The sequence below is a fragment of the Streptomyces sp. TS71-3 genome (assembly GCF_018327685.1).
In the GTDB taxonomy this organism is placed as follows: domain Bacteria; phylum Actinomycetota; class Actinomycetes; order Streptomycetales; family Streptomycetaceae; genus Streptomyces.
On record NZ_BNEL01000001.1, the window covers coordinates 1,756,130 to 1,782,953 of the forward strand.

A 26,824-nucleotide genomic window follows, 5' to 3' on the forward strand; every position below is an offset into this window, starting at 1 on the left:
CTTACCGAGTGCCGTCTATGGTCGACGCCGTACGCGTAACGGCTGCCGATGGTTAGAGGGTATTACGCAGTAGGTGGAGGACATCCCATGACGGACACGTCGACCCAGCCCGACTGGCATGCCTGGCAGGAGAGCTGGGACAGGCAGCAGGAGTGGTACATGCCGGACCGCGAGGAGCGGTTCCGGGTGATGCTCGACATGGTGGAGGCGCTCGTCGGACCGGCGCCCCGGGTGCTCGACCTGGCGTGCGGCACGGGCAGCATCACCGCCCGGCTGCTGAGCAGGTTCCCCGCGGCGACCAGCGTCGGCGTCGACCTCGACCCCGCGCTGCTCGCCATCGCCGAGGGTACGTTCGCGGGTGACGAGCGGGTCCGTTTCGTCACCGCCGACCTCACCGACCCCGGCTGGCCCGACCGGCTCCCGGACACCTCTTACGACGCCGTGCTCACCGCCACCGCCCTGCACTGGATGCACAGCGGTCCGCTCGCCGAGCTCTACGGCCGGCTGGCCGGCCTGGTCCGGGAGGGTGGCGTCTTCATGAACGCGGACCACATGCCCGATCCCGCGACGCCCAGGATCAACGCCGCCGAGCGGGCCCGCAGGCACGCCGTCATGGACCGTGCGAAGGAGCGCGGGGCGCTCGACTGGGCCGACTGGTGGGGGCTGGCTTCCGAGGATCCCGTGCTGGCCGGGCCGACCGCGCGGCGGTTCGAGATATTCGGTGAGCATGCGGAGGGGGAGACCATGCCTCTGGAGTGGCATGTGCGTGTTCTGCGGGAGAGTGGGTTTGCTGAGGCGCGGGGGGTTTGGAGGTCGCCCTCCGATGCGGTGGTTCTCGCGTTGCGGTGAGCCCCGGGTCACGCTTCCTGTCTTATGCGGCTGACGCGCCGCGGGTCGACAGCGGTAGGGGTCCCCCTGAGGGCGGTGGCGACGTGTCGGTTTCGTCGTGGCTGGTCGCGCAGTTCCCCGCGCCCCTTTCGGGGCGCCCCCCGGCCGGGCGCCCCCTGCGGGGCGCTCGGCCGTTGGCTAGAGGACCTTTGACAGGAACGACTGGGTCCGCTCGTGTCGGGGATTGGTCAGGACGTCGCGGGGGTGGCCCGACTCGACGACCACGCCGCCGTCCATGAACACCAGCGAGTCGCCGACCTCGCGTGCGAAGCCCATCTCGTGGGTGACGACGATCATCGTCATGCCGCTCTCGGCGAGGTCCCGCATCACGTCGAGCACGTCGCCGACCAGCTCCGGGTCGAGTGCCGAGGTCGGCTCGTCGAACAGCATCAGCTTGGGGTCCATGGCCAGCGCCCGGGCGATCGCCACCCGCTGCTGCTGGCCGCCGGAGAGCTGGGAGGGGTAGCTGGCCGCCTTGTCGGCGAGCCCCACCCGCTCCAGCAGCTGCCCGGCACGCTCCCGTGCCGCCGCCTTGTTCATGCCCTTGACCTGGACCGGCGCCTCCATGACGTTCTCGACGGCGGTCATGTGCGGGAACAGGTTGAAGCGCTGGAAGACCATGCCGATGTCCCGGCGCTTGCGGGCCACCTCGTGGTCCCGCAGCTCGTGGAGCCGGTCGCCCTGCTGCCGGTAGCCGACCAGGTCCCCGTCGACGTACAGCCGCCCGGCGTTGATCTTCTCCAGGTGGTTGATGCAGCGCAGGAACGTCGACTTGCCCGAGCCCGAGGGGCCGATCAGGCAGAACACCTCGCCGGCCGCGACCTCCAGGTCGATGCCCTTGAGCACCTGGAGGCTGCCGAACGACTTGTGCACGCCCTCGGCCTTGACCATCGCGGTGGCCGCGGCCTTCGCCCCGTCCTTCTCCATGGAGGTCTTCATCCCAGGGCCCCCTTCGGCCGGCCGAGTGACAGCATGTTGGCGCGGATCCGCTGCCAGGGGGTGTCCGGCAGGCTGCGGCTGGAGCCGCGGGCGTAGTAGCGCTCGATGTAGTACTGGCCGATGCTGAGGATCGAGGTCATCACCAGGTACCAGGCGGCGGCGAGGAAGAGCATCTCCACCGGGGCGCCGGAGGTCTGGCCGATGTCCTGCGCGTACCTCAGCAGTTCGTAGTACTGCACGGCGGAGACCAGCGAGGTCGTCTTGAGCATGTTGATGACCTCGTTGCCCGTGGGCGGCACGATCACCCGCATGGCCTGCGGGATCACGATGCGGCGCAGGGTCTTGCCGTGGCTCATGCCCAGGGCGTGCGAGGCCTCCGTCTGGCCCTCGTCCACGGAGAGCAGGCCCGCGCGGCAGATCTCGGCCATGTACGCGGCCTCGTTGAGGCCGAGGCCCAGCAGCGCCGTCAGGAACGGCGTCATGAAGTTCGACCAGTAGTCCTTGTAGAGCGGCATCAGGTTGATGTACTCGAAGACCAGGCCGAGGTTGAACCAGACGAAGAGCTGGACCAGGACCGGTGTGCCGCGGAAGAACCAGATGTAGAACCACGCTATGGACGACGTCACCGGGTTGCGCGACAGCCGCATGATCGCGAGGACGATGCCGCCGACGACACCGATCAGCATGGACAGCAGGGTCAGCAGAAGCGTCTGCCCGGCGCCCTTGAGGATGCGGTGGTCGAAGAAGTAGTCGGGCACCGCACCCCAGTTGATCTTCCCCTGGGCGAACGCGTAGACGATCGCCACGAGGACCGCGATGGCGACGACCGCCGCGACGTAGCGTCCGTAGTGGCGAACCGGGATGGCCCTGATGACCTGCGGGCCCACCGCCGACGCGGGCGCCGCCGGCTCCGGCTCTCCGGCCGGGGGCCGCCCGGCCACGGGTTCACCGGCCGGGGACTCCTCGGCCGCCGGTTCCCCGGGGGCGGACCGCTCTGCTGTGGACTGCTCGGCCGCCGAACGCTCGGCCGCGGGCTCCTTGGCGGGCGGCACTTCCTCGGGGACGCCGCCCGCGCTGTCGATGTCGTCTGACACGGGGGTTGCCTTTCACTCCTGCCGGAGTCTGCGTGACGCTGGGCGCCGGATGGTCACTTGCCGCCGTTGACGGTGGCCTGCTTGACGGCGCCGTCCGTCACCTTCCACCGGGCGATGATCTTGCCGTAGGTGCCGTCCTTGATGATCTGGTCCATCGCGGCCTTGATGGCGTCCCTGAGCTGGGGGTTCGACTTGCCCACGGCGATACCGTAGGGGGCCGCCTGCACCTGGTCGCCGACCATTTCGAAGTCCTTGCCGCCACCGGAGGTCTGGACCGTGTAGGCCGCCACCGGGTAGTCGGAGGAGCCGGCGTCCGCGCCTCCGGAGCGCAGCCGGGTCTGGGCCTGCTGGTCGTTGTCGAAGGCCTCGATGGTGATCTTCTTGCCGGCCGGGCACTCCTTCGACTGCGCCTTGGCGAGGTCGTCGGAGATCGTGCCGCGCTCCACGGTGATCTTCTTGCCGCACAGGTCGTCCCAGGTCTTGATGCCCTCGGTCTTGCCCTTGGGGGTGTAGATCGAGACGCCGGCGTTGAAGTAGTCGACGAAGTCGACGCCCTCGCCGACCTTCTTGCCCGTGTCGGCGTCGATGCCGTTCTGGCGGTCCTTGGTGTCCGTCATCGCCGACATGGCGATGTCGTACCGCTTGGACCGCAGGCCGGTGATCAGGGTGTCGAACGTGCCGTTCTCGAACTCGAACTTCACGCCGAGGACGTCACCGAGCGCGGCCGCGATGTCAGGGTCGATACCGGCCGTGTTGCCCTTGTCGTCCTTGAACTCGACGGGCGCGTAGGCGATGTCGGAACCCACCTTGATGATGCCTTTGTCGCGAATGTCCTGAGGCAGCTTGGACGCCAGCGGTGCGCTCGACGCGCTCTTGCCCCCGCCGGTGGAGGATGCGCCCGTGTCCTTGTCCTTGGTCTGGTCACCGCAGCCGGCGACCAGCAGGGCGCCGGCGACCACGAGCGCACCGACCGCGGCTGTCCGGGACCTCCTGCGAACCAGGGGCATGACGGACGTCCTGCCGTCTGTGGCGGACGTACGGGGCATGGGGCTGGCGGTCATGGTGATGTCCTCCGGCGTCAATCGGTCTGGCCGATGGTTGTCGTTCTGCACACACCATCGGGTGTCGCGACCACGTGTGATTACCGCATCTTGCCATTCGGACGGCCGTGTTCTGCCGGCCTCCCATGTCAAAATCGCATAACGGGTGATCCCCAGAACCCCCGGCGGGCGGCCCACCAAGGCCTGACCATTTCCCGGTCCGGGACCTTCGAGCCGGAGAATCTCCGCCCCACCACGGCCGCGGGCAGATGCTCCGGGGCGCGGGGCGAGGCAGTCTGTATAAACGGCTATGAGCCATCTCACCCGCTTCCGGCCGGAGTCGTCTCGGCCGGGCCCCGTCCGGTAAGAAGGTGACTCACACCCCTCATCCGGGGCTCAGGGCGCGCGTGCGGCGCGCCCGTCGCGTATGTGCCGTATGTACCGGACCCATCAGGGGCATACGCGGTGCCCGCCCACCCCTCAACCAGGAGTGGAAAACCCTCAACCATGAAGAACTAAGGGGTACAACAAGTGGCAGCGGAGATCGTCAATCCTCGCAACGACGCCGGGGCGGACGTGCAGGCCGGATCGGAAGAAGGTTCTCCGGAGGCCTTCCATCCCGCGTTCGCCCTGCACCGCGGAGGGAAGCTGGCGGTGCAGTCCACCGTCCCCGTCCGTGACAAGGACGACCTGTCCCTCGCCTACACGCCCGGTGTCGCGACCGTCTGCAGCGCCATCGCGGAGCGGCCCGAGCTGGTCCACGACTACACCTGGAAGTCCCAGGTCGTGGCCGTGGTCACGGACGGGACGGCGGTGCTGGGACTCGGCGACATCGGCCCGGAGGCCTCGCTCCCCGTGATGGAGGGCAAGGCGATCCTCTTCAAGCAGTTCGGTGGGGTGGACGCGGTGCCGCTGGCGCTCGCGACCACGGACGCCGACGAGATCGTGGACACCGTGGTGCGGCTCTCGCCGTCCTTCGGCGGCGTGAACCTGGAGGACATCTCGGCACCGCGGTGCTTCGAGATCGAGCGGAAGCTCCAGGAGCGTCTGGACATCCCGGTCTTCCACGACGACCAGCACGGCACCGCCGTCGTGACCCTCGCGGCCCTGCGCAACGCCACCCGGCTGACCGGGCGGACGCTGGGCGAGCTGCGTGCGGTCATCTCGGGTGCGGGCGCCGCCGGCGTCGCCATCGCCAAGATGCTGCTGGAGGCGGGCATCGGGGATGTCACCGTCACCGACCGCAAGGGCGTCGTGAGCCAGGACCGGGACGGCCTCACCCCGGTCAAGCAGGAGCTTGCCAAGATCACCAACAAGGCCGGGCTCTCCGGCTCCCTGGAGACGGCGCTGGACGGCGCGGACGTGTTCATCGGCGTCTCGGGCGGGACGGTGCCGGAGCCGGCGGTGGCCTCGATGGCGAAGGACTCCTTCGTCTTCGCGATGGCCAACCCCAACCCGGAGATCCACCCGGACATCGCGCACCGGTACGCGGCCGTGGTCGCCACCGGCCGCTCCGACTTCCCCAACCAGATCAACAACGTGCTGGCCTTCCCCGGCATCTTCGCGGGCGCCCTCAAGGTCCGCGCGTCCCGGATCACCGAGACGATGAAGATCGCGGCGGCCGAGGCGCTGGCCGGCGTCGTCGGGGACGACCTCACGGCCGACTATGTGATTCCGTCTCCGTTCGACGAGCGGGTGGCCCCGGCGGTCACCGACGCGGTGGCCGCGGCGGCCCGCGCGGAAGGGGTCGCCCGGCGGTAGGCCGGTAGGCCGGAGCGGGGCCCGGCAGCAGGCCGGGAGCAGCGTGGCGGGGCCGCGCCGGGGGATCCGTCTCCGGGCGCGGCCCCTCTGCCGTGGCCGCGTGGAGGCCGCGGGCCGTCTCCTGGCGTGGCCGCGTGGAGGCCCCTGGCACTCTCCCGCCGTGCCCGTGTGAGGGCACCCGGCCACCCCTCTGCCGTTGCGCATGACCGAATGGTTGGTTCCGCTCGCGCGGCACGCCTCACAGGTGCGGGTGGTTCCGTGCGGGGGCGGGCGGCCCTATCGTCAAGGTCATGTTCGCTGCCTACGCTGCACGTATCGACCGTGACCAGCCGCTCTCGGGCCTTGAGTTGGGGGAGCGGCCCGCGCCGGAGGTGCGGCCCGGCTGGTCCACCGTCACCGTCAAGGCCGCCTCGCTCAACCACCACGACCTGTGGTCGCTGCGGGGCGTCGGCCTGACCGAGGACAAGTTGCCCATGATCCTCGGCTGCGACGCCGCCGGAATCGACGAGGACGGCAACGAGGTCGTCCTGTACTCCGTCATCGGCCTGTCCGGGCACGGGGTCGGCCCCGACGAGTCCCGTTCCATCCTGACCGAGCGGTACCAGGGGACCTTCGCCGAGCAGGTCACCGTGCCCACCTGGAACCTGCTGCCGAAGCCGAAGGAGCTCTCCTTCGAGGAGGCCGCCTGCCTGCCGACGGCCTGGCTCACCGCGTACCGGATGCTCTTCACCAACTCCGGAGTGCGCCCCGGGGACTCCGTCCTGGTGCAGGGCGCCGGGGGCGGCGTCGCCACCGCCGCGATCGTCCTGGCCAAGGCGGCCGGGCTCAAGGTCTTCGCGACCAGCCGCGACGAGGCCAAGCGGAAGCGCGCGCTGGAGCTCGGCGCGGTGGAGGCCCTGGAGACCGGGGCCCGCCTGCCGCACCGCGTGGACGCGGTCATCGAGACCGTCGGCGCCGCGACCTGGTCGCACTCGGTGAAGTCGCTGCGCCCCGGCGGCACCCTCGTGATCTCCGGCGCGACGAGCGGCGACCGTCCCTCGCACGCCGAACTGGCCCGCATCTTCTTCCTGGAACTGAAGGTCGCCGGCACCACGATGGGCACCAAGGACGAGTTGGAGGACCTGCTCTCCTTCTGCGCCACCACCGGCGTACGCCCCGTCCTCGACACCACCCTGCCCCTCGACCGGGCCCGCGAGGGGTTCGAGCGGATGGAGTCGGGCGGGCAGTTCGGAAAGATCGTCCTGACCGTCTGAGGCGGTCCACCGGAGCGCTCCGACGTCCGGAAGAGGCCCGGAAGAGGCCCGGAAGAGGCCCGGACGAGCCTCGCCGGCAGCGTCTCCCGTCTCCGGCGGCGGTCCGGCCGGAGACGGGAGACACTTCGTTCCTGAGCGGTATTACTGGGCGGTATTCCTGAGCGGTATTACTGGGCGGTCAGGAATTCGTCCATGGACAGGGGGCGGTTAACGACGCGGATGTCACCGACGTTGCCGTGGAAGACGATGTCGATGGCGCCCGCGTACTCGTGGCCGCCCACCAGCCACGGCAGGCCGAGCGAGGTGAGGCCGGTCGACACCCGGTTCGGGTTGTCGACGACCGGGGCGCCGTCGACGTACAGCTTCGTGAGCCGGCCGTCGTTGACCACCGCCAGGTGCCACCACTTGAGCTCCACCAGGCCGTGACCCCAGTTGGTCGTCGGGTAGGCGTCGTTCAGCGGGTAGTGGTTGAACTGCGGCTCGCGGCCGTTGTTCGAGATGGAGAGCTGGACCACGGGCTCGCCCGGGTCGGTGTTCTTGCCGTGCTTGCCGGCGTCCCCGGCCGAACCGCGGCGGCTGAGGATCGACGCCCAGCCGTTGTTCCCCGCGTCCCAGTCCAGCGGCATCATCACGAACGTCTCGATCGTGTAGCCGGACCTGAACGTCTCGGCGTTCAGCGGAGCCTTCTCCCCGGTCGTCAGGTACGTGCCGTGGAGCGGGTTCCTGCCGCCGACGAACTTCAGGCTGGCGTGCGCCGGCTGGTCGGGGTGGTGGTCGGCGGACCAGGTCAGCGCGTCGGAGGCGGTGCCCGGCAGGGTCACCACCGACAGGTCGTTGCCCTTGCCGGACAGGTCGCGGATCGTCTGGCCGGTGGTGAGCGGCGTGCCGGGCGCGCCCTGGCCGTCGAAGCGCCAGTACGCCAGCGTGCCCTTGACCAGCTCCTTGGCGGCGGGCCGTGCGGGGCGCACCGGAACCGGCGCGAAGCCGGAGAACCGCTTCTCGAAGTCGATCGGCATCGAGAAGTCGTCGACCGGGCCGGTGATCCGGGCGTGCTCGGCCGCCAGCTCGGTGCGGGACTCGGGGTCCTGGGCCAGGATCCACGGGTTGATCGTCTCGACGTCGATCGTGTTGCGGGTCAGGTCGAAGTGGTACAGCCGGATCATGGCGCCGCCGCCGAAGTAGCGGTTCTGGTAGTTCGTGATGTGCATGAACACGTCGTTGCCGGCGGCGTTCTTCTTCGCCGTGCGCGCCGGCGGCCAGTAGTGCCCGTTGAGGGTCAGGAATATCTGGTCGTTGTCGTTGATCAGTTTGTCCCAGACCGTCTGGCCGTAGTCGGAGAGCACCGCGTTGTTCTCCGGGTCGCCGGACTCGTACGGGAAAACGTTGTCGTCGTAGTTCGAGTAGACGAGGTCGTGCGTCGTGAGGATCACCGGCATCTTCGGGTGGGCCTTGATGACGTTGTCGGCCCACGCGAAGCCCTGGTCGGTGGTCCGCCAGTCCAGGGCCAGCACCAGCCACGAGCGGCCGGCGGCCTGGAAGATGTGCGCGGTGTTGTAGCCGGTCGCGTCCGCCCCGGCGAACGTCTTCGAGCGCTTGAACCGCTGCGGGCCCATGGTCTGCAGGTACGGCGTGTCACCGCGGCTGTCGTCGCCTGACACGTCGTGGTTGCCGGCCAGCACGCTGTACGCGGCACCGTGCGAATCCAGCAGGGCGAACGCCTTGTCGACCTGCTGGAACGACAACGGGTCGGCGTCCTGCGTCATGTCGCCGAGGTGCGTCATGAACACGATGTTGTCGCCGGTCGTGTCGCCGCTGTGGTCGACGATGTAGCGGAACGACTCCTCCTGCGGCGTCCGGTTGACGCTGTCCTGGCTGCCCCAGTACAGGAACTGGGTGTCCGGCATCACCGCGAGGGTGAACTGGAGGGCGGTCGGATCCGGTCTCCACGGCCCGATCTTGCCGCTTTCCGTGGCCGACGCGGCGAACGCGGGCGTTCCCCCGAGCGCCGCCGCGCCGGTTCCCACCGCTGCCGCTCCCGCACCCGCCAGCGCGGCGTTGCGCAGAAAGCCTCGCCGGCTCTGCGCGGCCGACTCCTGTGATGGGTTGTCACCATGAACGCACATAAGGACCTTCCCGGGTTGGCACTTCAAACGCAACGAAGCTACTCAGAAGCGACCGAAGCCGGGCAGACGTGAGGTGACAAACGAAGATCTAGTGTCTGTCCAAGGCTGAAGCTCAAGGCGAATGATGACCAGAAGCTCATCTCCGGTGAGCGCACAGCCACCGCAAGGCGGCCAGGTCCGGCCCAGGGCGCCGTCGGAGGGTGCGGGGTGTCGCGACGATCCCGGGAATCCACCGCGCGCTCCTTGCGGAGATGCCTTTGTCCGTACCGGGGAAGGGACTTGAGAAATTATGTCAACTTCTGTTGACGCCTTTCTCTAGTCAACGTACATTGACAAACATGACCAACGCAACGGATCTCGTCGAGCGGGCCGGAGACCGCGACCCGCGCATCGGGCTGAGGGCCGTCGTCGCGCTACGGCGGCTGGCGGAGCAACTGGAGTCGGTTCAAGTACGCGGCGCGCGCGAGCAGGGCTGGTCGTGGCAGGAGATCGCGGAGGAACTCGGGGTCAGCAGGCAGGCCGTCCACAAGAAATACAGGGGGCAGTGATGTTCGAGCGGTTCACCAAGGACGCCCGTGCGGTGGTGAGCGATGCCGTCGGGCTCGCGGAACGGGCCGGGGCCCCGGTGGTCGACACCGACCACCTCCTGCTCGCCCTGCTGGACCGGGAGGGCAGCCGCGCGTCGTTCGCCCTCGGTGCACTCGGCGCGCGCGACCGGCGCAAGTCGATCGAGCAGAGCCTCGCGGCGGCTCGCAGGAGGGGCGGCCTCTCGGCCGCCGACGCGGATGCACTCGCCGGGCTGGGCATCGACCTCTCCGCGATCGTCTCCCGTGTCGAGGAGGCCCACGGGGTGGGCGCCCTGGCCCCCGCCGCCGGTGGAGGCAGGAACCGCGGCCGGCTGCGCCACCGTCCCCTGACCGACGGCGCCAAGCGGACCCTGGAACGCTCCCTGCGCATCGCCACCGGCCACCGCGACCGCCATATCGGCGACGAGCACCTCCTCCTGGCGCTCCTCGCCCGCCCCGGCATCCCCGCGGAGGTCCTCGCCGAGCACGACGTCACCTACGCCCAGGTGGACCGCGTGCTGTACGGCGAGGACGCGAGCGGCACTCGCTAGCCGAGGCGCGGCCGGTCAGGAACCGGAGGATCGCTCGGGGCGGGGGCCCTGGAGCGTCACCGCTATGTGGGCCGCCGCCGTCGACAGGTGGCGGCGCGCCTCGCGGAGCTGGTCCTCCGTGACGCCGTGGTCGCGGGCGGCGTCACGGATGTCGTCGCGGAAGCGGTCCAGCAGGCGGTCCAGGTCACGGGCGGGGTTGCCCGTGGAGTCCTCGTGGGCCCAGTCCGGCGAGAAGACGCCGGGGAAGGACTCGTCCTCCGGGAGGATGTCCGGCTCGGGCACCGGCTTGCCCCCCGCCCGGCCGGAGGCCGGAGTGCGGCCCGCGTCCTTGCGGCCGTCCTTGCGGCCGTCCTTGCCGCCGCCCTCCTTGCCGAACCCCAGGCCGAGGTCACCGAAGTCGAACTCCCCGAAGCCCTTGGCGAGTTCGGTGAGGCCTTCGCGTACGCCCGTGGGCCAGTCGCCGCGGGCGAAGTGGTCCTGTACCTGGTCCTGGACCTGGCGGGCGATGCGCTGAAGCTCCTCCTGTGCCTGGTTGCGGGCCCGCTCCTGCGCCTCCTTGGCCTGGCGGCGCGCTCGCTGGGCCTCGTCACGCGCGCGCCTGCTCTCGTCCTTCGCGCGGCGTGCCTGCTCCTTCCACTCCTGCTTGGCCCGCCGCATCTCCTCCTTCGCGGCGCGCCACGCGTCCTTGTCGAGCAGGGTGCCCGTGTCGCCGTACTCCCAGAAGGAGCCCTCGGCCCCGGTCTTGTGGCGGTCGGAGCTGCGCGCCTCGGTTGCGGCCGCACGCATCTCACGGCGCAGGTCGCCCGCCGCGCCCCGCACGTCGTCGCGGATCTCGGCGGCCAGCTCGGCCACGGACTCGCGGATCTCCAGCTCCAGATCCGCCAGTTCACCGCTGCGGTCGGCCAGCTCCGCGCGGCCGGCGTCCGTGATCGAGTAGACCTTGCGCCCGCCCTCGGTGGTGTGGGTGACCAGGCCCTCGGCCTCCAGCTTGGCCAGCCGGGGGTAGACCGTGCCGGCCGAGGGGGCGTAGAGGCCCTGGAAGCGCTCCTCCAGGAGGCGGATCACCTCGTAGCCGTGGCGCGGCGCCTCGTCCAGGAGCTTGAGCAGGTAGAGCCGCAGCCGGCCGTGGGCGAAGACGGGAGGCATCTCAGAGCACCTTCTTGTCGGTCGGGGCGTCACCCGGGGCGTCGGCGGCCTCCGCGGCGGCCGGGCGGCCGGCGTCGGGGGCCTCCGCCGCCCGGGTGCCCTCGGGGGGCCCGTCCGGGGTGGGCGGGACGGCCTCCGGCGGGATGTCGTCCGGCGGGGCCTTGCGCAGGCTCGTGCCCCCCGGGGAGGAGTCCTGGGGGGTGGAACTCCGTGATCCATTGTCCCGCGAATCGGAACCGCCGGGTCCGGAATCCTCCGGGCCGGGCCGGCGCGGACCGGCGGCCGGGGCCTGCGGTGCCGGCGCGGGCCCCTCGAACGGCGGCGGCGTGAGCGGCGGATCCTCGGTGTGCGGGCGGCGGAGCAGGGCGATCGAGCCGGAGACCGTGCTGGCCTTCAGGGTGCCGTTGCCCGCGCCGAGCCGGCCGGTGATCTTCTTCGAGCCCCACTGGCCGCTCACGCGCAGGTCCTCGAAGGCGTTGGAGACGGTGCCGCTCGCCGTGTTGGCCTCCACGCGCGCGTCGGCCGGGTGGGGGAGGCGGATGGCGATCTCGCCCGAGACGTTTGAGACGCTCACATGGGTGGCGCGTCCGTCCGGGCTGACGCTGGCCGAGGCGAGGTCCACGATCACGGAGCCGCTGACCGACTCGGCCCGCACGGACGCCCCCGCGCCGTCCACGACCGTCAGGTCGCCCGAGACGGAGTTGAACAGGAGGTCGCCGGTGACGTCCTGCGCCTCCACGTTGCCGGAGACCGTGCTGGTGCGCACCGGTCCCGACAGGCCCACCAGCGTGGTGTCGCCGGAGACGCTCTTGACCTCCGTGCGCCCCTCGATGCCCGAGATCACGGCGCCGGCGCCGACGACGCCCACCTCGACGCGGGTGCCGGTCGGCACGGCGAGGGAGACCACGGCGGAACGCCGCCAGGTCTTGTGGTCGAGCCACTTGAGCAGGCCCTTCCAGGGGAGGTCCTCGTACGCGACGGTGAGGGCGCCGCCCTGCTGGGTGACGATCAGGGGGGCGCCCTCTATCTCGGAGACCTGGAGGCGGGGGGAACCATCGTCTGTCCCCACGACGTTGACCGTGCCGTTGGCGGTGCGCACGTGCAGCGACGCCACCGGGGTGTCGAAGGTGAGCTTCTCGGGCTCTGTGACGGACCACACGGGCATGGTGCTGGCCTCCCTCGGCCGGGATGACGCGCCATATCGCGTCTCTCGTGAAACACGATATATCGCGGAGGCGGAAAGTCAAGACACCCTTTCGGGTGTGCGGGGGAGCGGGTGCGGGGGAGCGGGCGTGGGAGGTGGCATCCGCGCCCGGCGTATACGACGCGCTTGTGCGCCCCATACGCGATATGCGCCCCCTGATCGGGGGGTTCTCGTCTCCATCGGGGGCTCTCGTCTCCCGCGACCGGGCTTCTCCTCTCACGCCCCGATCCCGGCTGCCCCGGAATCCCCTGTCAGTGCCTCACGGGAGACTGCGTTCCGGGGTCAGGGCCCCGAGCCCGGCGGCAGGCGGACGGTGCCGGCGGCAACCCACCACTCATGGAGGCGGACCGATGGCTGACCTGGACGACATCCTTGCCGCGCACGTCGGGGACGGGAGCGGGGACGGCGGAACGGTGCCGGGCGCGGTCGTCCTGGTCGCGCGCGGCGACCAGGTCGACGCCCGGGCGGCCGGCCGTGCCGACACCGCGGGCGGCCCGCCCGTCGCCAGAGACTCGATCTTCCGCATCGCGTCGGTCACCAAGCCCGTCGCCGCCGCCGCGGTCATGATGCTCGTCGAGGACGGGCGGATCGCGCTGGACGACCCCATCGGCACCTGGCTGCCGGAACTCGCCGCGCCCTCCGTCGTCCGGACCCCCGGCAGCCCGATCGACGACACCGTTCCCGCCGAGCGGTCGATCACCGTGCGGGACCTGCTGGAGTTCCGCGCCGGCTGGGGCTTCCCGACCGACTTCACGCTGCCCGTGCTCGCGCCGCTGTTCGGCGTGCTCCAGCAAGGGGCGCCGCGGCCGCAGCTCGCGCCCGAAACGGACACCTGGATCCGGGAGCTGGCGCGGGTGCCGATGATCCACCAGCCCGGCGAGGCCTGGCTCTACAACACCTGCTCGGACATCCAGGGCGTGCTGATCGCCAGGGCCTCGGGCCAGGGGCTGCCCGAGTTCCTCCAGGAGCGGATCTTCGAGCCGCTCGGCATGGTGGACACCGGCTTCGCGGTGCCGACCGGCAAGCTCGACAGGTTCACCAGCCTGTACCGGGCGCCCGAGGGAGGCGGCCTCGAACGCGTCGACGCGCCCGACGGGCAGTGGAGCAGCCTGCCCCCGTTCCCCTCCGGTGCGGGTGGCCTGGTGTCCACGGCGGACGACCTGCTGGCCTTCGGCCGGATGCTGCTCTCCGGGGGATCGGCCGGTGACCGCAGGCTGCTGTCGGCCGAGTCGGTGCGCGAGATGATCACCAACCGGCTTCCGTCGGAGCAGCGTGAGGTGAGCGCGCTCTTCCTGGAGGGCCAGGGGTGGGGGTACGGCGGCGCGGTCGACGTGGCGCGCGTGCATCCCTGGAGCGTGCCCGGGCGCTACGGCTGGGTGGGTGGCACCGGGACCTCCGCACACATCATTCCGGCCACCGGGACGGTCGCCGTCCTGCTCACCCAGGTGGAGATGAGGGGGCCCACCTCGCCCGCGGTGATGCGGGACTTCTGGCGGTATGCCGCGGGCAGGCCCGGGGGCCTGGAGGTGCCGGGGCCGGGGCTCCGTGGTCCGGGGGCTCGGGGGACTGAGTGATCGGCCACCACTCGCCTGCGGCGGGCCTCCGGAGGGTGCGTCTTGCGGGCTCGGTGCGACTACCGGGCGGTGCGTCCTGGTTGCTCCCCCACTGCCCTGAAGGCGTGGGAGGTACCCCCATCCCCGCGCCCCTTGTCGCGCCCACGCGCGGCGGAGCCGCACATCGAGTACAGCCCCGCGCGTCTTTGGGGCGCGAACCGTTCGGCCCTTGCTGTTTCGTGTGCGGCTGTCGGGTGAATGGTGGCTGGTCGCGCAGTTCCCCGCGCCCCTTCAGAGCGCCCGGGACCGTTCAGCGCAAGCCGCAAGCCGCAAGCCGCAACCCCTCCGCACCTCAGCCGGGACCCAGGGCCCCGCCCGCGCCGGACGCGGCCCAAGCCCCGCCCCCGCCGGACACGGCCCCGGGCCCCGGCCCGGCGGACGCCGCCCCCGCCCCCGGCCCCGCCTACTCCCCGTCCTCGTCCTCCTCGTCGTCCAGCCGTGCCAGCCACGTGGCCAGGCGTTCGACGGGGATCTCGAAGTCCGGGTTGAGGTCGACGAACGTACGCAGTTGTTCGGCGAGCCACTCGAAAGTGATCTCCTCCTCGCCGCGCCGTTTCTCCAGTTCCTCGATGCCGCGGTCGGTGAAGTACAACAGTTGCTCCTGATGCGGATGGGGCGTGCCCCGCTGCCTATGGCTTCAGGGTAGGCGACCTGCGGATGTACCGGTTTCCCGACGATGCCGTCTCGTCCGCAACCGGCGGGGACACCAGCCTCGTCGCGATTCATGTGGGCTCCGGAACGGAAGTGTCGGTCCAGGGCGCCGGACGGGGGAGTTGGTGATCGGGATGAGTCACATTCAGGAGATCGAGCTGCCGGACGGCACCGTCGTCCTGGCCAGGCTCACCACGCCCGATGTCTACGGTTCAGACGACCAGGACGTCGGTGTGTTCGACACGGCCACCGCCAAGGTCGAGCAGCTCGGTGAGCTGATCACCGCGGTCGGCTCCAGCGTGCTGGCCGCGGCCCGCGCCGCGGGGCCCGACGAGGCCGCGGTCACCTTCGGCGTGGAGTTGACCGCCAGGTCGGGCAGGGCCCTTGCGGTGCTCGCCGAGGGGGAGGCCAAGGCCGCCGTCCAGGTGACCCTCACCTGGCACATGGACGAGCGGTCGCGAACCAGCCGCGAACGTGCCGACAATGCTTCTGGTGCCCCGGCCGACGACGCCCCACCGGTGACCCCCACACCGCGCGTCCCGGCCGACGGCGCGTCGCCCGCAACGCCCGACGACCGCACTCCAGGGAGCGCGAGCGCCCATGCCTGAGCTGAACCTCTGGCTCGATGCGCATGCCCGCGCCGCCACCGTCCGCCTGCTGCCGGCCTCGGACGCAGGGGATCCCGCCGTTCCCATGTGGGGAAGCGGCTTCTTCGTGGCGCCCGGCTGGGTGGTGACCGCCGCCCATGTGCTCCGCCCCCATCTGGCAGGCGACCGGAACCTCACGTTCGCGGTATGCGGCGAGACGCAGGCCAACGACGCGATCCCGGTCCGGGCCCGGCTCGCCCAGTGGCTGATCACCGACCCGGGGGCCACCGAGGTGCCGCCCGGCGAGGACCTCGCCCTGGTGCGGCTGCTCGACGACGACGCCGAGCACGAGTGCGTCTGGCTGGTCGACCGCGCCGTGCAGCACGTCGGCGGCGTGGTGGCCTACGGCTACCGGCCCGGTGAGGGCGGCCACCCGGAGGCGGTGTCCTGGAGCGGCGACGCCGAGATCAACGTCCGCGACGGGTCGTACGGACTGCGTTTCAAACCCGACGTCGACTTCCCGGCCGGTGTCTCCGGCGGGCCGCTGCTCGACCCGGACACCGGCGCCGTGGTCGCCCTGATCAAGTCGCGCCGCAGGCAGCGCGACGGCGGCCTCGCCGTCTCGATCGCCGCGCTGCGCCGCTTCGGCCCGCTCTACGGCGAGGTGATGCGGGCGCACGACGCCTGGCACGGCCGCACGTCCGGGTCCGCCGGCTCCACCTGGGTCGACGCCCAGCAGGCCGTCGTGACGGGGAACCGCCCCACCGGCGGCGAGGAGTGGACGCCGCACGACCGCCGGGCCGCGCTGCGCCGGCTCGCCGCGCTCCCCGCGCCGCCCGACGGGCCCACCGTGGCGATCCTCGCCCGCCAGGCCATCAGCGGGAACCGCTGGCCACAGGAGGGGCCCGAGCTGCACACCTGGCGGGACGGCCACGGCCTCCTCTACGAGGGCGGCCGGCCGATGGACTCCATGATCATGCTGCGCTACCTCCAGCTCGTCTCGCTCTACGTGCACCGCCGCGGCGGTGACGTGGACTCCCTCACCGACTGGGTCCAGGAGCGCCTGCACCGGCACACCTGGCCGCACATGGCCGCCTTCGTGACCGACGCCCGGCTGCCCGCGTCCCTGGAACCGGGCAAGGAGGACTCCGGCCGGATCGTCATCCCGTACCCGGGCCCGGGCGAGGGCCCCACCGTGGCGGTCCTGCTCGACCCGGTGATCGGCTCCGAACCGGCGCACTTCTTCTGGCAGGTGTGGGTCGACGACGGCGAGGGCGAGCCGGAGTTGCAGGCCGAGGACCGCTCCACGCACGGCCACCGGCCCGGCGACCTGGTGCAGGCCCTGCGCCGGCCGCTGATGGACGTCTTCCAGCGCCGGGACCGCGCGGGCCGGCCGGTTCCCCTCGAAATCGCGCTGCCCGCCGAGTACTTCGACATCGCCGTGCACCGCTGGCGCCTCAACGACATCGCGGCCCTGGACGACACGTACCACCTGGGCGCGCAACGCCGCGTCGTGCTGCGCGCCCTTGAGCGCCGGGGAGAACCGGACAAAAAGTGGCTCTCCCGCTGGGGCGCCATCGGCGAGCAGCGGCAGCTGACCGGGTGGCGCGTTCCGGAGCCCGGTGTGAGCCCCAGTGCGGGCCAGTTCCGTGACGCCTCGAACAACGCCGTCCCCGTCATCTGCCGCTCGGTGGGGCAGGGCCTCGGGCGCACGGCCCTCAGGCTCGCCCTGGAGAGCGGCCACGGCGTGGCCCTGTGGCGCGTCGACGGCCACGGCTCGGGGGGCTGCTCGGACTCCTGCGAGGACCTGCACGCCAAGACCAAGTGGCTCTTCGAGCCCCTGGAGTCCGTCACCGAACTGCCGGACCGGCTGCGCCAGCTGAGGCAGGAGATCAGCGAGAGGCACGTCGACCGCCGCTGGGCCGAGCCCCTGGCACTGCTCTACGACGACCCCAGGCGCCCGCTGCCCGCCGAGGACACCACACCCCTGGACGCGCCGCTGTGAACGGTGTCCTGACCTCGGGGACCCTCGGCCCCGCCCGCCGTGCCGCGCACCGCGGGCCGCTCGGCGACCGCCGCGGACGGGACGCCTGCCCTGCGGTGGATTGGCCGAGAACGCCCGTATGGAACACCTGGCCCGGGTACGTTTTCAGGGGCCCGTTGCGGGCGCCCGTCGCCCCGGTCGGCCAGGACGTCGTCTGCAACCGACCGTTGACGAGGAGCATCCCATGACCGACTGGTTCATCTACCGGGGCACCGGGGGGCCGGATCCGGACAAGATCAGGGAGCTGCCCGAGGCCCCGCCCTGGCGGCGGTTCGACGCCCCTGTCGTGCCCTACTCGGTGCCGCCGCTCGACTCGTCGACGGCACGCAGGCTCGGCGCGCGCAGCGTCCCCCTGCCCGTTCAGGACGACGACACCCTCGAACTGATCAACGCCGCCCTCTACTTGCGGCGCCCCCTGCTCGTCACCGGACCGCCCGGCGCCGGGAAGTCGACGCTCGCGCACTCCATCGCGTACGAACTCGGCCTCGGCCGCGTCCTGGAATGGCCGATCGTCAGCCGCAGCGAGCTCAAGGACGGCCTCTACACGTACGACGCCATAGGACGGCTCCAAGACGCGCAGCTGGACCGCGCCCACGTCGCGTGGGAGAGCGAGGGACCGCACGGGGCGAGCCGCTCGTCCGACATCGGCCGCTACCTGAAGCTCGGCCCGCTCGGCACCGCCCTGGTGGCCGCCGAGCGGCCCCGCGTGCTGCTCATCGACGAGCTCGACAAGAGCGACATAGACCTGCCCAACGACCTCCTGAACGTCCTGGAGGAGGGCAGGTTCGGCATCCCCGAGCTGGAGCGGATCGCCGACCGGCCCGGCATGGAGACGGTCGAGATCCTCACGGACGACGGCCTGCGGGTGCCCGTCACCAACGGCCAGGTGCGCTGCCGCGCGTTCCCGTTCGTGGTGATGACCAGCAACCGCGAGCGGGAGTTCCCGGCGCCGCTGATGCGCCGCTGCATCCCGCTGACCCTGGAAGCGCCCCGCGACCAGCGGCTCGCCGCACTCGTGCAGGCGCACTTCGGCACGGGCTCGTACGACGACAACCACGACATCGTCGACCAGTTCAGGCAGGCTGAGTCCGACGGCGCGCTGCGCCCCACCGACCAGTTGCTGAACGCGATCTTCCTCGCCCAGCACGCCGCGCGGGACGCCTCGCGCGACGTCACGGCACAGCGCGCCGGTATCGCCCAGCTGCTGATGCAGCCCCTGGACCCCGGGCCCAGGCCCAGGTGACCCCATGAGCAGCGTCGAGCCCACCCCCCGTCCGGCCGTGCCCGGGAGTCCGGACGGAGCGCGCGGCGACGCCGCGGGCCAGGCGCTCGCGGCGCTGATCGCGCGGATGCGCGAGGCGGAGATCCCGCCGAGCGTCGAGGAGATGGCGGACGCGCTCTGGCTCGCCCGCTGGCTGCCGGACCCGGGCCAGGACGGGCCCGCCGACCAGGGGACCGACGACCGCACCCCGCCGGTGAAGCCCACCGACAGCAACGGCCGCGGGTACCGCCCCCCGCAGATGCCCCCGGCCGCCTCCCAGGAGGAGCACACGCTCGCCGAGCGGACCGAGCTCTTCGTCCGCGGTCCGGGCCCCGAGGCCGCGACCGAGCTGCGGCAGGTGCAGGTTCCCGCCGCGCCCGCCCTGCCGGAGCCGCTCGCGCTCCAGCACGGCCTGCGCATCCTCCAGCGCTACCGCGCTCCCGTGCGCCCCGTCTCCAGCACCACCCTCGACGAGGACCGCACCGCCGACCGGGCCGCCGAGTCCGGTCTCGTCCAGCCCGTGCTGCGCCCCGAACGGCGCCGCGAGGCCCGGCTGCTGCTGGTCATGGACGCCTCCACGTCCACCGTGGTGTGGCAGCAGGCGCTCGACGAGCTGCGTCAGGTCTGCGAGCGGGCCGGCGCGTTCCGCGAGGTGCAGGTCCAGTACCTGCACGCCACCGACGAGGGCCTGCCGGGCTACGCGCCGACCCCCGAGCGCACCGGCCCGCTGCACGCCCCCGAGCAGCTCAGCGACCCCACCGGGCGCCGGCTCACGCTCGTCCTCAGCGACTGCGCGGGGCCCATGTGGCGCAGCGGCCAGATCCACCGCCTGCTGTACCGGTGGGCCACCACCGCGCCCGTCGCCGTCGTCCAGCCCCTGCCGCAGCGCATGTGGCTGCGCACCCACCTGCCGGCCCGGCGGGGCCAGCTCCACCGTCGCGAAGGGCCCGCCGGGCGCCTGGTGTTCACGCCCGAGCGCGGGCGCCTGGAGCCGGGCGCGCTGCCGGTGCCGGTGCTCGCGCTGCGCCGGTCCTCCGTCGAGGGATGGGCGCGGCTCGTGGCGGGCGCCACGGGGCAGAGCCTGATGGCCGCGGCCGGGTGGGTGCACGCGGCGCACCCCCCGGCCACCTCGCCCGTGCGGGCCGAGGAGGAGCTGTCCGGCGAGGACCGCGTGCGGGCCTTCGTGCGGCACGCCTCGCCGGACGCCCGCCGCCTCGCCTGCTACCTGTCCGCGGTGCCGCTGTTCCTGCCGGTGATGCAGCTCGTGCAGCGCGCCATGCTCGCCGGCACCGGGCCCGACGTGCTGTCCGAGGTGCTGCTCGGCGGGCTGCTCAAGCGCCGCGAGGACGCGGCCGACCCGCGTGCCGTGCGCTACGACTTCCTGCCCGGCGTCGCCGCCGAGCTGCGCAAGAGGCTCACGGCGGACGAGGCGAAGCTGCTGCTCAAGCACTGCTCGGAGTACATCGAGCGGAGCTTCGGGCGCACCGCGCGGAACTTCCCCGCGCTGGCGGCCGCCTTCCTGCGCGGCGCCGTCGACCCGCAGGCGGTACACCCCGACCCCACCGAGCAGCCGGCGCCCGACGAGGAGCACGCGGGGCTGCGCGCCTTCGCCGAGGTCTCCTCCGACCTCCTGCGCGACCTGGGCCGGCGCACCCCCTGGCCGCTGCCCCGGCCGCCCGACCCCCGGCTCGGCGCCGACGAGCTGCTGGCCCGCGGCCGTGCCGCACTGCGCCACTACGAGGCCGAGGGCCTGGTCCGCGAGCTGGACGAGGCGGTGGCCCTCTTCAAGCAGGCGGCAGCCGTGGCCGGGCCGGCCGCCGAACGCGGCGCGGCCGCCGAGGAACTGGCGAACGCCCTCCTGGCCCGCTGGCGGGTCCGCCGGGTCGGCGACGACCTCCGCGAGGCGCTCGACGTGCTGGCGGCCGAGCACGTCACCTCGCTGCGCGGGGGCCTGCTGAGGGGCACCATCCACTGGCTGCTCGCGGGGGAGCTGCACAGCTCGTGGCTCGGCGTCGACGACCTGCCGGACGGCGTGCGCCGCTGGGCGCGGGAGCACGCCGCGGCGGGGGAGCCGGCCACCGCCTGGGCGTTCTGCGAGCTGCTGCGCATGGCGGACGAGGAGCTCACCCGCGTGGTGTTCGGCGACGACCCGCCGTCCGCCACCGGCACGGGGTCGTACACGTCGCCCGGCACGCGCGCGGGTGCACCGCGCCAGGGGACGCCGTCCCCGCCCGCCCAGGGCATGGCCGAGACCGAGGGGCAGGGCATCGCGATGCCGGCGCAGAGCGGCGGCCCGAGCGCGCCGGGGAGCGCCCCGTCCCTGAACCTGCCGCCGCTCTCCTCCGGACCGCGCCGAGCCCTGTCCGCCGTGCTGGCCGGCGAGGACGCCGACCGGCGCCGGACGGCCGCCGACACCCTGCCCACCGTGCGCAGCGCCCTGGCGACCGCCGGGGCCCCGCTCGCCCGCCCCGACGGACCGCTGCGCGCCGCGGGCCCAGAGGACTGGTACCTCACGCACTTGCAGCGTGCCGCCGAGGCCTCCGTGGTGCGGCTGGAGTACCCCGACCCGGAACGCGGCCACCTGGTCCGCGGCCGCATCCTGCTGGAGCTGGCCACCCAGTACCTGGGGCGCGGCCCCGTCGAGCGGGAGGCCGGCCCCGACGAGGCGGCCGCCGCCGACGCGGGACGCGGCGCAGGCGAGCACCTGATGGCGGCGCTGAGCACGCCCGACGCGCTGCCGGCGCCCGAACGCTGCCGTGCCTGGCTGGACATGGCCTCGGCGATCGAGACGTTCCGCACCACCGGCGAGGGCGCCGCCGAGCGGGACGGGGAGCCACCGCGGATCATGGACGCCGTGGCGCAGGCGCTGGCCGCGGCCGGCGACGACGAGGACCTCCGCTTCGACTGCCACGTCATGGCGGCCCGGCTGCACCGCGACCGCTACGACACCACCGGGCGCGGCGCCGACCTGGACCACTCGGTGGCGTCCTGGCAGGAGGCCGTCGCGCTGCTCGCCACGGACGACCCGAGGCGGCCCGGCGTCCTCGGCGAGTACGGCGCCACCCTGGTGCGCCGCGGCGAGCTGCGGGACTCCGCGGACGACATCGACCAGGCCGTCCGCCTGCTGCGCGCCGCCGTCGACTGGACGTCCGACGACAATCCCGAGCTGCCCGACCGCAGGCGGACCCTGGGGATCGCGCACTACCTGCGGTTCCGGTCGCAGGAGGTGATCGCCGACCTCTTCGAGGCCGACTGGATACTGGGCGAGGCCGCGCGCGGCGCCAAGGACAGCCCGGAACTCGCCCACGACTGCTGGCTGCAACGGGGCGCCGTCGTCATGGAACTCGCCGACCGGCTGGGCAACATCGGGCTGCTGCAACGCGCCGACGACCATGTGCGGCACGCGGTGGAGATCGCGAGGGAGGCCGGGAACGGGACGTGGGTCGCTCGCGCTCAGCAGCTCAGGGGGATGCTCCTGGAACGGCAGGGCGCGCCTGACCTGGCGCTGCGGCAGTACCGGGAGGCGCTGACCGTGGCTGACACCGGCGATGTCCGCGACGTCCGCCTTACGGCGGAACTCCGCGATGCCGTGGCTCGGTTGGAGCTCTGACGGGCGAGACCGCCGGGTCGTCTCCGTCCCGAGGGGGCTGGTTCTGTCGTCGCCGGACCTGCGGCGGGTGGCTGGTTGCTCGCGCAGTTCCCCGCGCCCCTTCGGGGCGCTCCTGTATGTGGGGCTGCGCCCCGGCCTACTCAGGGGCGCGGGGAACTGCGCGACCAGCCACCACGAAACCGTCAGGTCGTCTCCGTCCCGAGGGGGCTGGTTCTGTCGTCGCCGGACCTGCGGCGGGTGGCTGGTTGCTCGCGCAGTTCCCCGCGCCCCTTCGGGGCGCTCCTGTATGTGGGGCTGCGCCCCGGCCTACTCAGGGGCGCGGGGAACTGCGCGACCAGCCACCACGAAACCGTCAGGTCGTCACCGTCCCGAGGTGGCAGCCTGCTTGCGCAGCCCCATCACAAACCCACGGCGAACGACGAGGGCCCGGCCCCCGGAAAACACCCCAGGGCCGGGCCCAAGCAATCAACGGAATAGGCGAACCGGCACAGCCGCCCGCCCAAGGGCTACGCCTCGAAGACCTCCCGAGCCAGCTGCTCCTGCTCGGCCTGGTGCCGCTTCGCCGAACCCACCGCGGGGGACGAGCTGTGCGGGCGGGAGACCCGGAGCAGGCGCTCGCCGTGCGGGACGTCCGCGCCGACCGCCAGGTCCAGGTGGTCGATCAGGTTGAGGGCGATGAACGGCCATGCGCCCTGGTTCGCCGGCTCCTCCTGCGCCCAGAGGTACTTCTCCGCGTTCGGGTACTTGGAGATCTCGGCCTGGAGCTCGGCACCCGGCAGCGGGTACAGCCGCTCCAGGCGGACGATCGCCACGTCCGTCACGCCGCGCTTCTGCCGCTCGGCGGCCAGGTCGTAGTAGACCTTGCCCGCGCAGAAGACGACCTTGCGGACCGCGCTCGCCTCGACCGTGTCATCGCCGATGACCGGCCGGAAGCCACCCGTGAGGAACTCGTCCGTCTTCGAGGCCGCCGTCTTGAGGCGGAGCATCGACTTCGGGGTGAAGACCACCAGCGGCTTGTGGTGCGGGTTGTGCACCTGCCACCGCAGCAGGTGGAAGTAGTTCGACGGCAGCGTCGGCATCGCGACGGTCATGTTGTTCTGCGCGCAGAGCTGGAGGAACCGCTCCGGGCGGGCCGAGGAGTGGTCCGGGCCCTGGCCCTCGTAGCCGTGCGGCAGCAGCAGCGTGACGCCGGAGGTCTGGCCCCACTTCTGCTCAGCGGCGGTGATGTACTCGTCGATGACCGTCTGCGCGCCGTTGGCGAAGTCGCCGAACTGCGCCTCCCACATCACGAGGGCGTTCGGGCGGGCCAGCGAGTAGCCGTACTCGAAGCCCATGGCCGCGTACTCGGAGAGCAGCGAGTCGTAGACGTTGTAGCGGGCCTGGTCCTCGGCGAGGTACAGCAGCGGGGTGTAGTCCTGGCCGGTCTCGCGGTCCACCAGGACGGCGTGCCGCTGGCCGAAGGTGCCGCGCCGCGAGTCCTGGCCGGAGAGCCGGACCGGCGTGCCCTCAAGCAGCAGCGAGCCGATGGCCAGGGTCTCGCCCATGCCCCAGTCGATGGCGTCCTCCTCGACCATGGCCGCGCGGCGCTGGAGCTGCGGCAGCAGGCGGGGGTGGACGGTGACGCGGTCGGGGATGTTCACCTGGGACTCGGCGATGCGCTTGACGACCTCCTGGGAGATCGCCGTCTGCACGCCCACCGGGAACTCCGGCTGCGCGTCCGGCACCTGCGCGCCGGACGGCTGCTGGGTGGCCTCGCGGACCTCGGTGAAGACCTTCTCCAGCTGGCCCTGGTAGTCCTGGAGCGCCTGCTCGGCCTCCTCCAGGGTGATGTCGCCCCGGCCGATCAGCGACTCGGTGTAGAGCTTGCGCACCGAGCGCTTCTTGTCGATCAGGTCGTACATCAGCGGCTGGGTGAAGCCCGGGTTGTCGGACTCGTTGTGGCCGCGGCGGCGGTAGCAGATGAGGTCGATGACGACGTCCTTGTTGAACGCCTGGCGGAACTCGAAGGCGAGCCGCGCCACGCGGACCACGGCCTCCGGGTCGTCGCCGTTCACGTGGAAGATCGGTGCCTCGATCATCCGCGCGACGTCGGTGGCGTACATCGACGAGCGTGCCGACTCCGGGGCGGCGGTGAAGCCCACCTGGTTGTTGATCACGATGTGCACCGTGCCGCCGGTGCGGTAGCCCCTCAGCTGGGACATGTTGAGGGTCTCGGCCACCACGCCCTGGCCCGCGAAGGCCGCGTCGCCGTGCAGGGCGACGGGGAGCACGGTGAAGTCCGTGCCGCCCTTGTTGATGATGTCCTGCTTGGCGCGGGTGATGCCCTCGATGATCGGGTCGACCGTCTCCAGGTGGGACGGGTTGGCGGCCAGCGAGACCGAGATCTGCTCGCCGTCCAGGCCGGTGAAGGTGCCACCGGCGCCCAGGTGGTACTTCACGTCACCGGAGCCGTGCATCGACTTCGGGTCGAGGTTGCCCTCGAACTCCCGGAAGATCTGCGCGTACGACTTGCCGACGATGTTCGCCAGGACGTTGAGCCGGCCGCGGTGGGCCATGCCGATGACGACCTCGTCGAGCCGGGACTCGGCCGCCGAGTCGAGGACCGCGTCCAGCAGCGGGATGACGGACTCCCCGCCCTCCAGGGAGAAGCGCTTCTGGCCGACGTACTTGGTCTGGAGGAACGTTTCGAACGCTTCCGCCGCGTTCAGCCGGCGCAGGATGCGCAGCTGTTCCTCGCGCTCGGGCTTGCTGTGCGGCCGCTCCACGCGGTCCTGGATCCACTTGCGCTGCTTGGGGTCCTGGATGTGCATGAACTCGATGCCGGTGGTGCGGCAGTACGAGTCGCGCAGCACGCCGAGGATGTCGCGCAGCTTCATCATCGACTTGCCGGCGAAGCCGCCGACCGCGAACTCCCGCTCCAGGTCCCACAGCGTGAGCCCGTGCTCGGTGATGTCCAGGTCGGGGTGCTTGCGCTGGCGGTACTCCAGCGGGTCGGTGTCGGCCATGACGTGGCCGCGCACCCGGTAGGAGTGGATCAGCTCGAAGACGCGGGCGGCCTTGGTGACGTCGTCGTCGTGGGAGGCGTCGATGTCCTTGAGCCAGCGCACCGGCTCGTAGGGGATCCGCAGGGCCTCGAAGATCTCGTCGTAGAAGCCCTCCTGCCCCAGCAGCAGGTTGGAGATGATGCGCAGGAACTCGCCGGAGGCGGCGCCCTGGATGACGCGGTGGTCGTAGGTCGACGTCAGCGTCATGACCTTGGAGATGCCCAGGCGGTTCAGGGTGTCCTGGGAGGTGCCCTGGAACTCGGCCGGGTACTCCATCGCGCCGACGCCGAGGATCACGGACTGTCCGGGCATCAGCCGCGGCACCGAGTGGACGGTGCCGATGCCGCCGGGGTTGGTCAGCGAGACGGTGACGCCGGAGAAGTCCTCCATCGTCAGCTTGTTGTCCCGGGCGCGGCGGACGATGTCCTCGTAGGCCTGCCAGAACTCGAAGAAGTTCAGCGTCTCGGCCCGCTTGATGCCGGCGACGACGAGCTGGCGGTCGCCGTTCGGCTTGGTGAGGTCGATGGCCAGGCCGAGGTTGGTGTGCTCCGGCTTGACCAGCGTCGGCTTGCCGTCCTTCTGGGCGAAGGAGTGGTTCATCGACGGCATGGCCTTGATGGCCTGCACCATCGCGTACCCGATCAGGTGCGTGAAGGAGATCTTCCCGCCGCGGGCGCGCTTGAGGTGGTTGTTGATGACGATGCGGTTGTCGAAGAGCAGCTTCACCGGGACCGCGCGGACCGAGGTGGCCGTCGGCAGCTCCAGGGAGGCGCTCATGTTCTTCGCGACGGCGGCGGCCGGGCCGCGGAGCGTCACGAACTCGGGACCGCCCTCGGGGGCGGCGGAGACGTCCGCGGCGGGCGCGGGGGCCGTGGCCGGGGCCTTGGCGGCGGGCCGCGCGGCGGGGGCGGACGGAGCCTTGGGCTCGGTGGGGGTCTTCTTGGGCGCGGGGGCCGCGGCGGGTGCCGCGGGGGCGGCGGAGGTCTTGGCCGCCGCCGTCGTGGGGCTGCTCGGGGCTGCCGGGGCCGGGGCGGCGGCGGGCGCTGCCGTGGTGCCGTCCGGCGAGGTGGCTGCCGCACCACCCGGCTTGTAGTCGGCGAAGAAGTCCCACCAGGCGCGGTCGACCGAGTTCGGATCCTGGAGGTACTGCTGGTAGATCTCGTCGACCAGCCACTCATTGGGACCGAAGGCGGCCGCAGGGTCCTTGCCCTGCCCCTCTTGGTCGGTCCTGGTGGCACCGCCCGGCCGAAGGCTGGGACTCGAATTACTGGACTGTGGCGACACGGCGGCAACCGCCCTCTTCCGCTTCACAAGGTGATGGACAGCGGGAATAAAGGCTACGCCTGTCGGAGGGCCGCACGCAGTCCGGGCCGGTCATCGTCGTGTAAGTCACATCGAGGCGGGTGTTTCGGCGCCGATGCCGGCGGGAAAAACCGGAGGTTCCGCTCC

Annotated in this window: 18 protein-coding genes; 10 read left to right on the top strand and 8 right to left on the bottom strand. The window is 71.8% G+C overall.

The window, feature by feature from the left end; genetic code table 11:
* Window positions 1-87: 87 nt before the first annotated feature.
* The gene (locus tag Sm713_RS07275; protein WP_212908829.1) at window positions 88-849 is read left to right on the top strand and encodes a class I SAM-dependent methyltransferase; all 762 of its coding nucleotides are present in this window, start codon (window positions 88-90) and stop codon (window positions 847-849) included.
* Window positions 850-1,026: 177 nt separating this feature from the next.
* Here the strand turns inward: Sm713_RS07275 and Sm713_RS07280 are convergent, their stop codons facing one another.
* From Sm713_RS07280 to Sm713_RS07290, 3 genes are all read right to left on the bottom strand, one after another.
* Window positions 1,027-1,779, bottom strand: coding sequence for an amino acid ABC transporter ATP-binding protein (locus tag Sm713_RS07280; RefSeq protein WP_212911844.1), 753 nt, complete (start codon window positions 1,777-1,779; stop codon window positions 1,027-1,029).
* A gap of 44 nt (window positions 1,780-1,823) precedes the next feature.
* A complete protein-coding gene (locus Sm713_RS07285) occupies window positions 1,824-2,768 on the bottom strand; it encodes an amino acid ABC transporter permease (RefSeq protein ID WP_212911845.1) in 945 nt (314 codons plus the stop codon).
* Between the two features lie 206 nt (window positions 2,769-2,974).
* Complete coding sequence (locus tag Sm713_RS07290) at window positions 2,975-3,982, bottom strand: ABC transporter substrate-binding protein (RefSeq protein ID WP_212908830.1); 1,008 nt, start codon at window positions 3,980-3,982, stop codon at window positions 2,975-2,977.
* 510 nt (window positions 3,983-4,492) lie between these two features.
* On the opposite strand from Sm713_RS07290, the gene Sm713_RS07295 reads away from it, so the two are divergent.
* Together Sm713_RS07295 and Sm713_RS07300 are read left to right on the top strand one after the other, a co-directional pair.
* Window positions 4,493-5,722: an NADP-dependent malic enzyme gene (locus tag Sm713_RS07295; protein WP_212908831.1), complete on the top strand. Its 1,230-nt coding sequence runs from the start codon at window positions 4,493-4,495 to the stop codon at window positions 5,720-5,722.
* Window positions 5,723-6,012: 290 nt separating this feature from the next.
* A complete protein-coding gene (locus Sm713_RS07300; protein WP_212908832.1) occupies window positions 6,013-6,975 on the top strand; it encodes a zinc-binding dehydrogenase in 963 nt (320 codons plus the stop codon).
* Window positions 6,976-7,142: 167 nt separating this feature from the next.
* Here the strand turns inward: Sm713_RS07300 and Sm713_RS07305 are convergent, their stop codons facing one another.
* The gene (locus Sm713_RS07305; RefSeq protein ID WP_212908833.1) at window positions 7,143-9,098 is read right to left on the bottom strand and encodes a LamG-like jellyroll fold domain-containing protein; all 1,956 of its coding nucleotides are present in this window, start codon (window positions 9,096-9,098) and stop codon (window positions 7,143-7,145) included.
* A 338-nt stretch (window positions 9,099-9,436) separates the two neighbouring features.
* Here Sm713_RS07305 and Sm713_RS07310 point away from each other — a divergent pair, with 338 nt between their 5' ends.
* Together Sm713_RS07310 and Sm713_RS07315 are read left to right on the top strand one after the other, a co-directional pair.
* The gene (locus tag Sm713_RS07310) at window positions 9,437-9,646 is read left to right on the top strand and encodes a helix-turn-helix domain-containing protein (RefSeq protein ID WP_212908834.1); all 210 of its coding nucleotides are present in this window, start codon (window positions 9,437-9,439) and stop codon (window positions 9,644-9,646) included.
* On the top strand, window positions 9,646-10,215 hold the full coding sequence (locus Sm713_RS07315) for a Clp protease N-terminal domain-containing protein (RefSeq protein ID WP_212908835.1): 570 nt from the start codon (window positions 9,646-9,648) through the stop codon (window positions 10,213-10,215). Before Sm713_RS07310 ends, Sm713_RS07315 begins: the two co-directional genes overlap by 1 nt.
* 15 nt (window positions 10,216-10,230) lie before the next feature.
* On the opposite strand, the gene Sm713_RS07320 is transcribed toward Sm713_RS07315, so the two are convergent.
* Both Sm713_RS07320 and Sm713_RS07325 read right to left on the bottom strand, forming a co-directional pair.
* Complete coding sequence (locus Sm713_RS07320; protein WP_212908836.1) at window positions 10,231-11,361, bottom strand: helix-turn-helix transcriptional regulator; 1,131 nt, start codon at window positions 11,359-11,361, stop codon at window positions 10,231-10,233.
* A gap of 1 nt (window position 11,362) precedes the next feature.
* Entirely contained in the window at window positions 11,363-12,526 is a 1,164-nt protein-coding gene (locus Sm713_RS07325) for a DUF4097 family beta strand repeat-containing protein (protein ID WP_212908837.1), read from the bottom strand.
* A gap of 389 nt (window positions 12,527-12,915) precedes the next feature.
* Here Sm713_RS07325 and Sm713_RS07330 point away from each other — a divergent pair, with 389 nt between their 5' ends.
* A complete protein-coding gene (locus Sm713_RS07330) occupies window positions 12,916-14,139 on the top strand; it encodes a serine hydrolase (RefSeq protein WP_212908838.1) in 1,224 nt (407 codons plus the stop codon).
* A 442-nt stretch (window positions 14,140-14,581) separates the two neighbouring features.
* On the opposite strand, the gene Sm713_RS07335 is transcribed toward Sm713_RS07330, so the two are convergent.
* Window positions 14,582-14,770 carry a DUF6104 family protein gene (locus Sm713_RS07335; protein WP_212908839.1) on the bottom strand — a complete coding sequence of 63 codons (189 nt, stop codon included), beginning with the start codon at window positions 14,768-14,770 and terminating at the stop codon, window positions 14,582-14,584.
* Window positions 14,771-14,963: 193 nt separating this feature from the next.
* Here Sm713_RS07335 and Sm713_RS07340 point away from each other — a divergent pair, with 193 nt between their 5' ends.
* The 4 genes from Sm713_RS07340 (at window position 14,964) to Sm713_RS07355 (ending at window position 22,331) form a co-directional block, all read left to right on the top strand.
* Window positions 14,964-15,437 (top strand): CU044_2847 family protein, encoded by a 474-nt coding sequence (locus tag Sm713_RS07340; protein ID WP_212908840.1) that lies wholly within the window; start codon window positions 14,964-14,966, stop codon window positions 15,435-15,437.
* Window positions 15,430-17,421: a trypsin-like peptidase domain-containing protein gene (locus tag Sm713_RS07345; protein WP_212908841.1), complete on the top strand. Its 1,992-nt coding sequence runs from the start codon at window positions 15,430-15,432 to the stop codon at window positions 17,419-17,421. Before Sm713_RS07340 ends, Sm713_RS07345 begins: the two co-directional genes overlap by 8 nt.
* Before the next feature lie 223 nt (window positions 17,422-17,644).
* Window positions 17,645-18,703: a MoxR family ATPase gene (locus Sm713_RS07350; RefSeq protein ID WP_212908842.1), complete on the top strand. Its 1,059-nt coding sequence runs from the start codon at window positions 17,645-17,647 to the stop codon at window positions 18,701-18,703.
* A gap of 4 nt (window positions 18,704-18,707) precedes the next feature.
* Complete coding sequence (locus Sm713_RS07355) at window positions 18,708-22,331, top strand: tetratricopeptide repeat protein (RefSeq protein ID WP_212908843.1); 3,624 nt, start codon at window positions 18,708-18,710, stop codon at window positions 22,329-22,331.
* 506 nt (window positions 22,332-22,837) lie between these two features.
* Here Sm713_RS07355 and Sm713_RS07360 read toward each other — a convergent pair.
* Complete coding sequence (locus Sm713_RS07360; RefSeq protein ID WP_212908844.1) at window positions 22,838-26,659, bottom strand: multifunctional oxoglutarate decarboxylase/oxoglutarate dehydrogenase thiamine pyrophosphate-binding subunit/dihydrolipoyllysine-residue succinyltransferase subunit; 3,822 nt, start codon at window positions 26,657-26,659, stop codon at window positions 22,838-22,840.
* Window positions 26,660-26,824 lie beyond the last annotated feature (165 nt).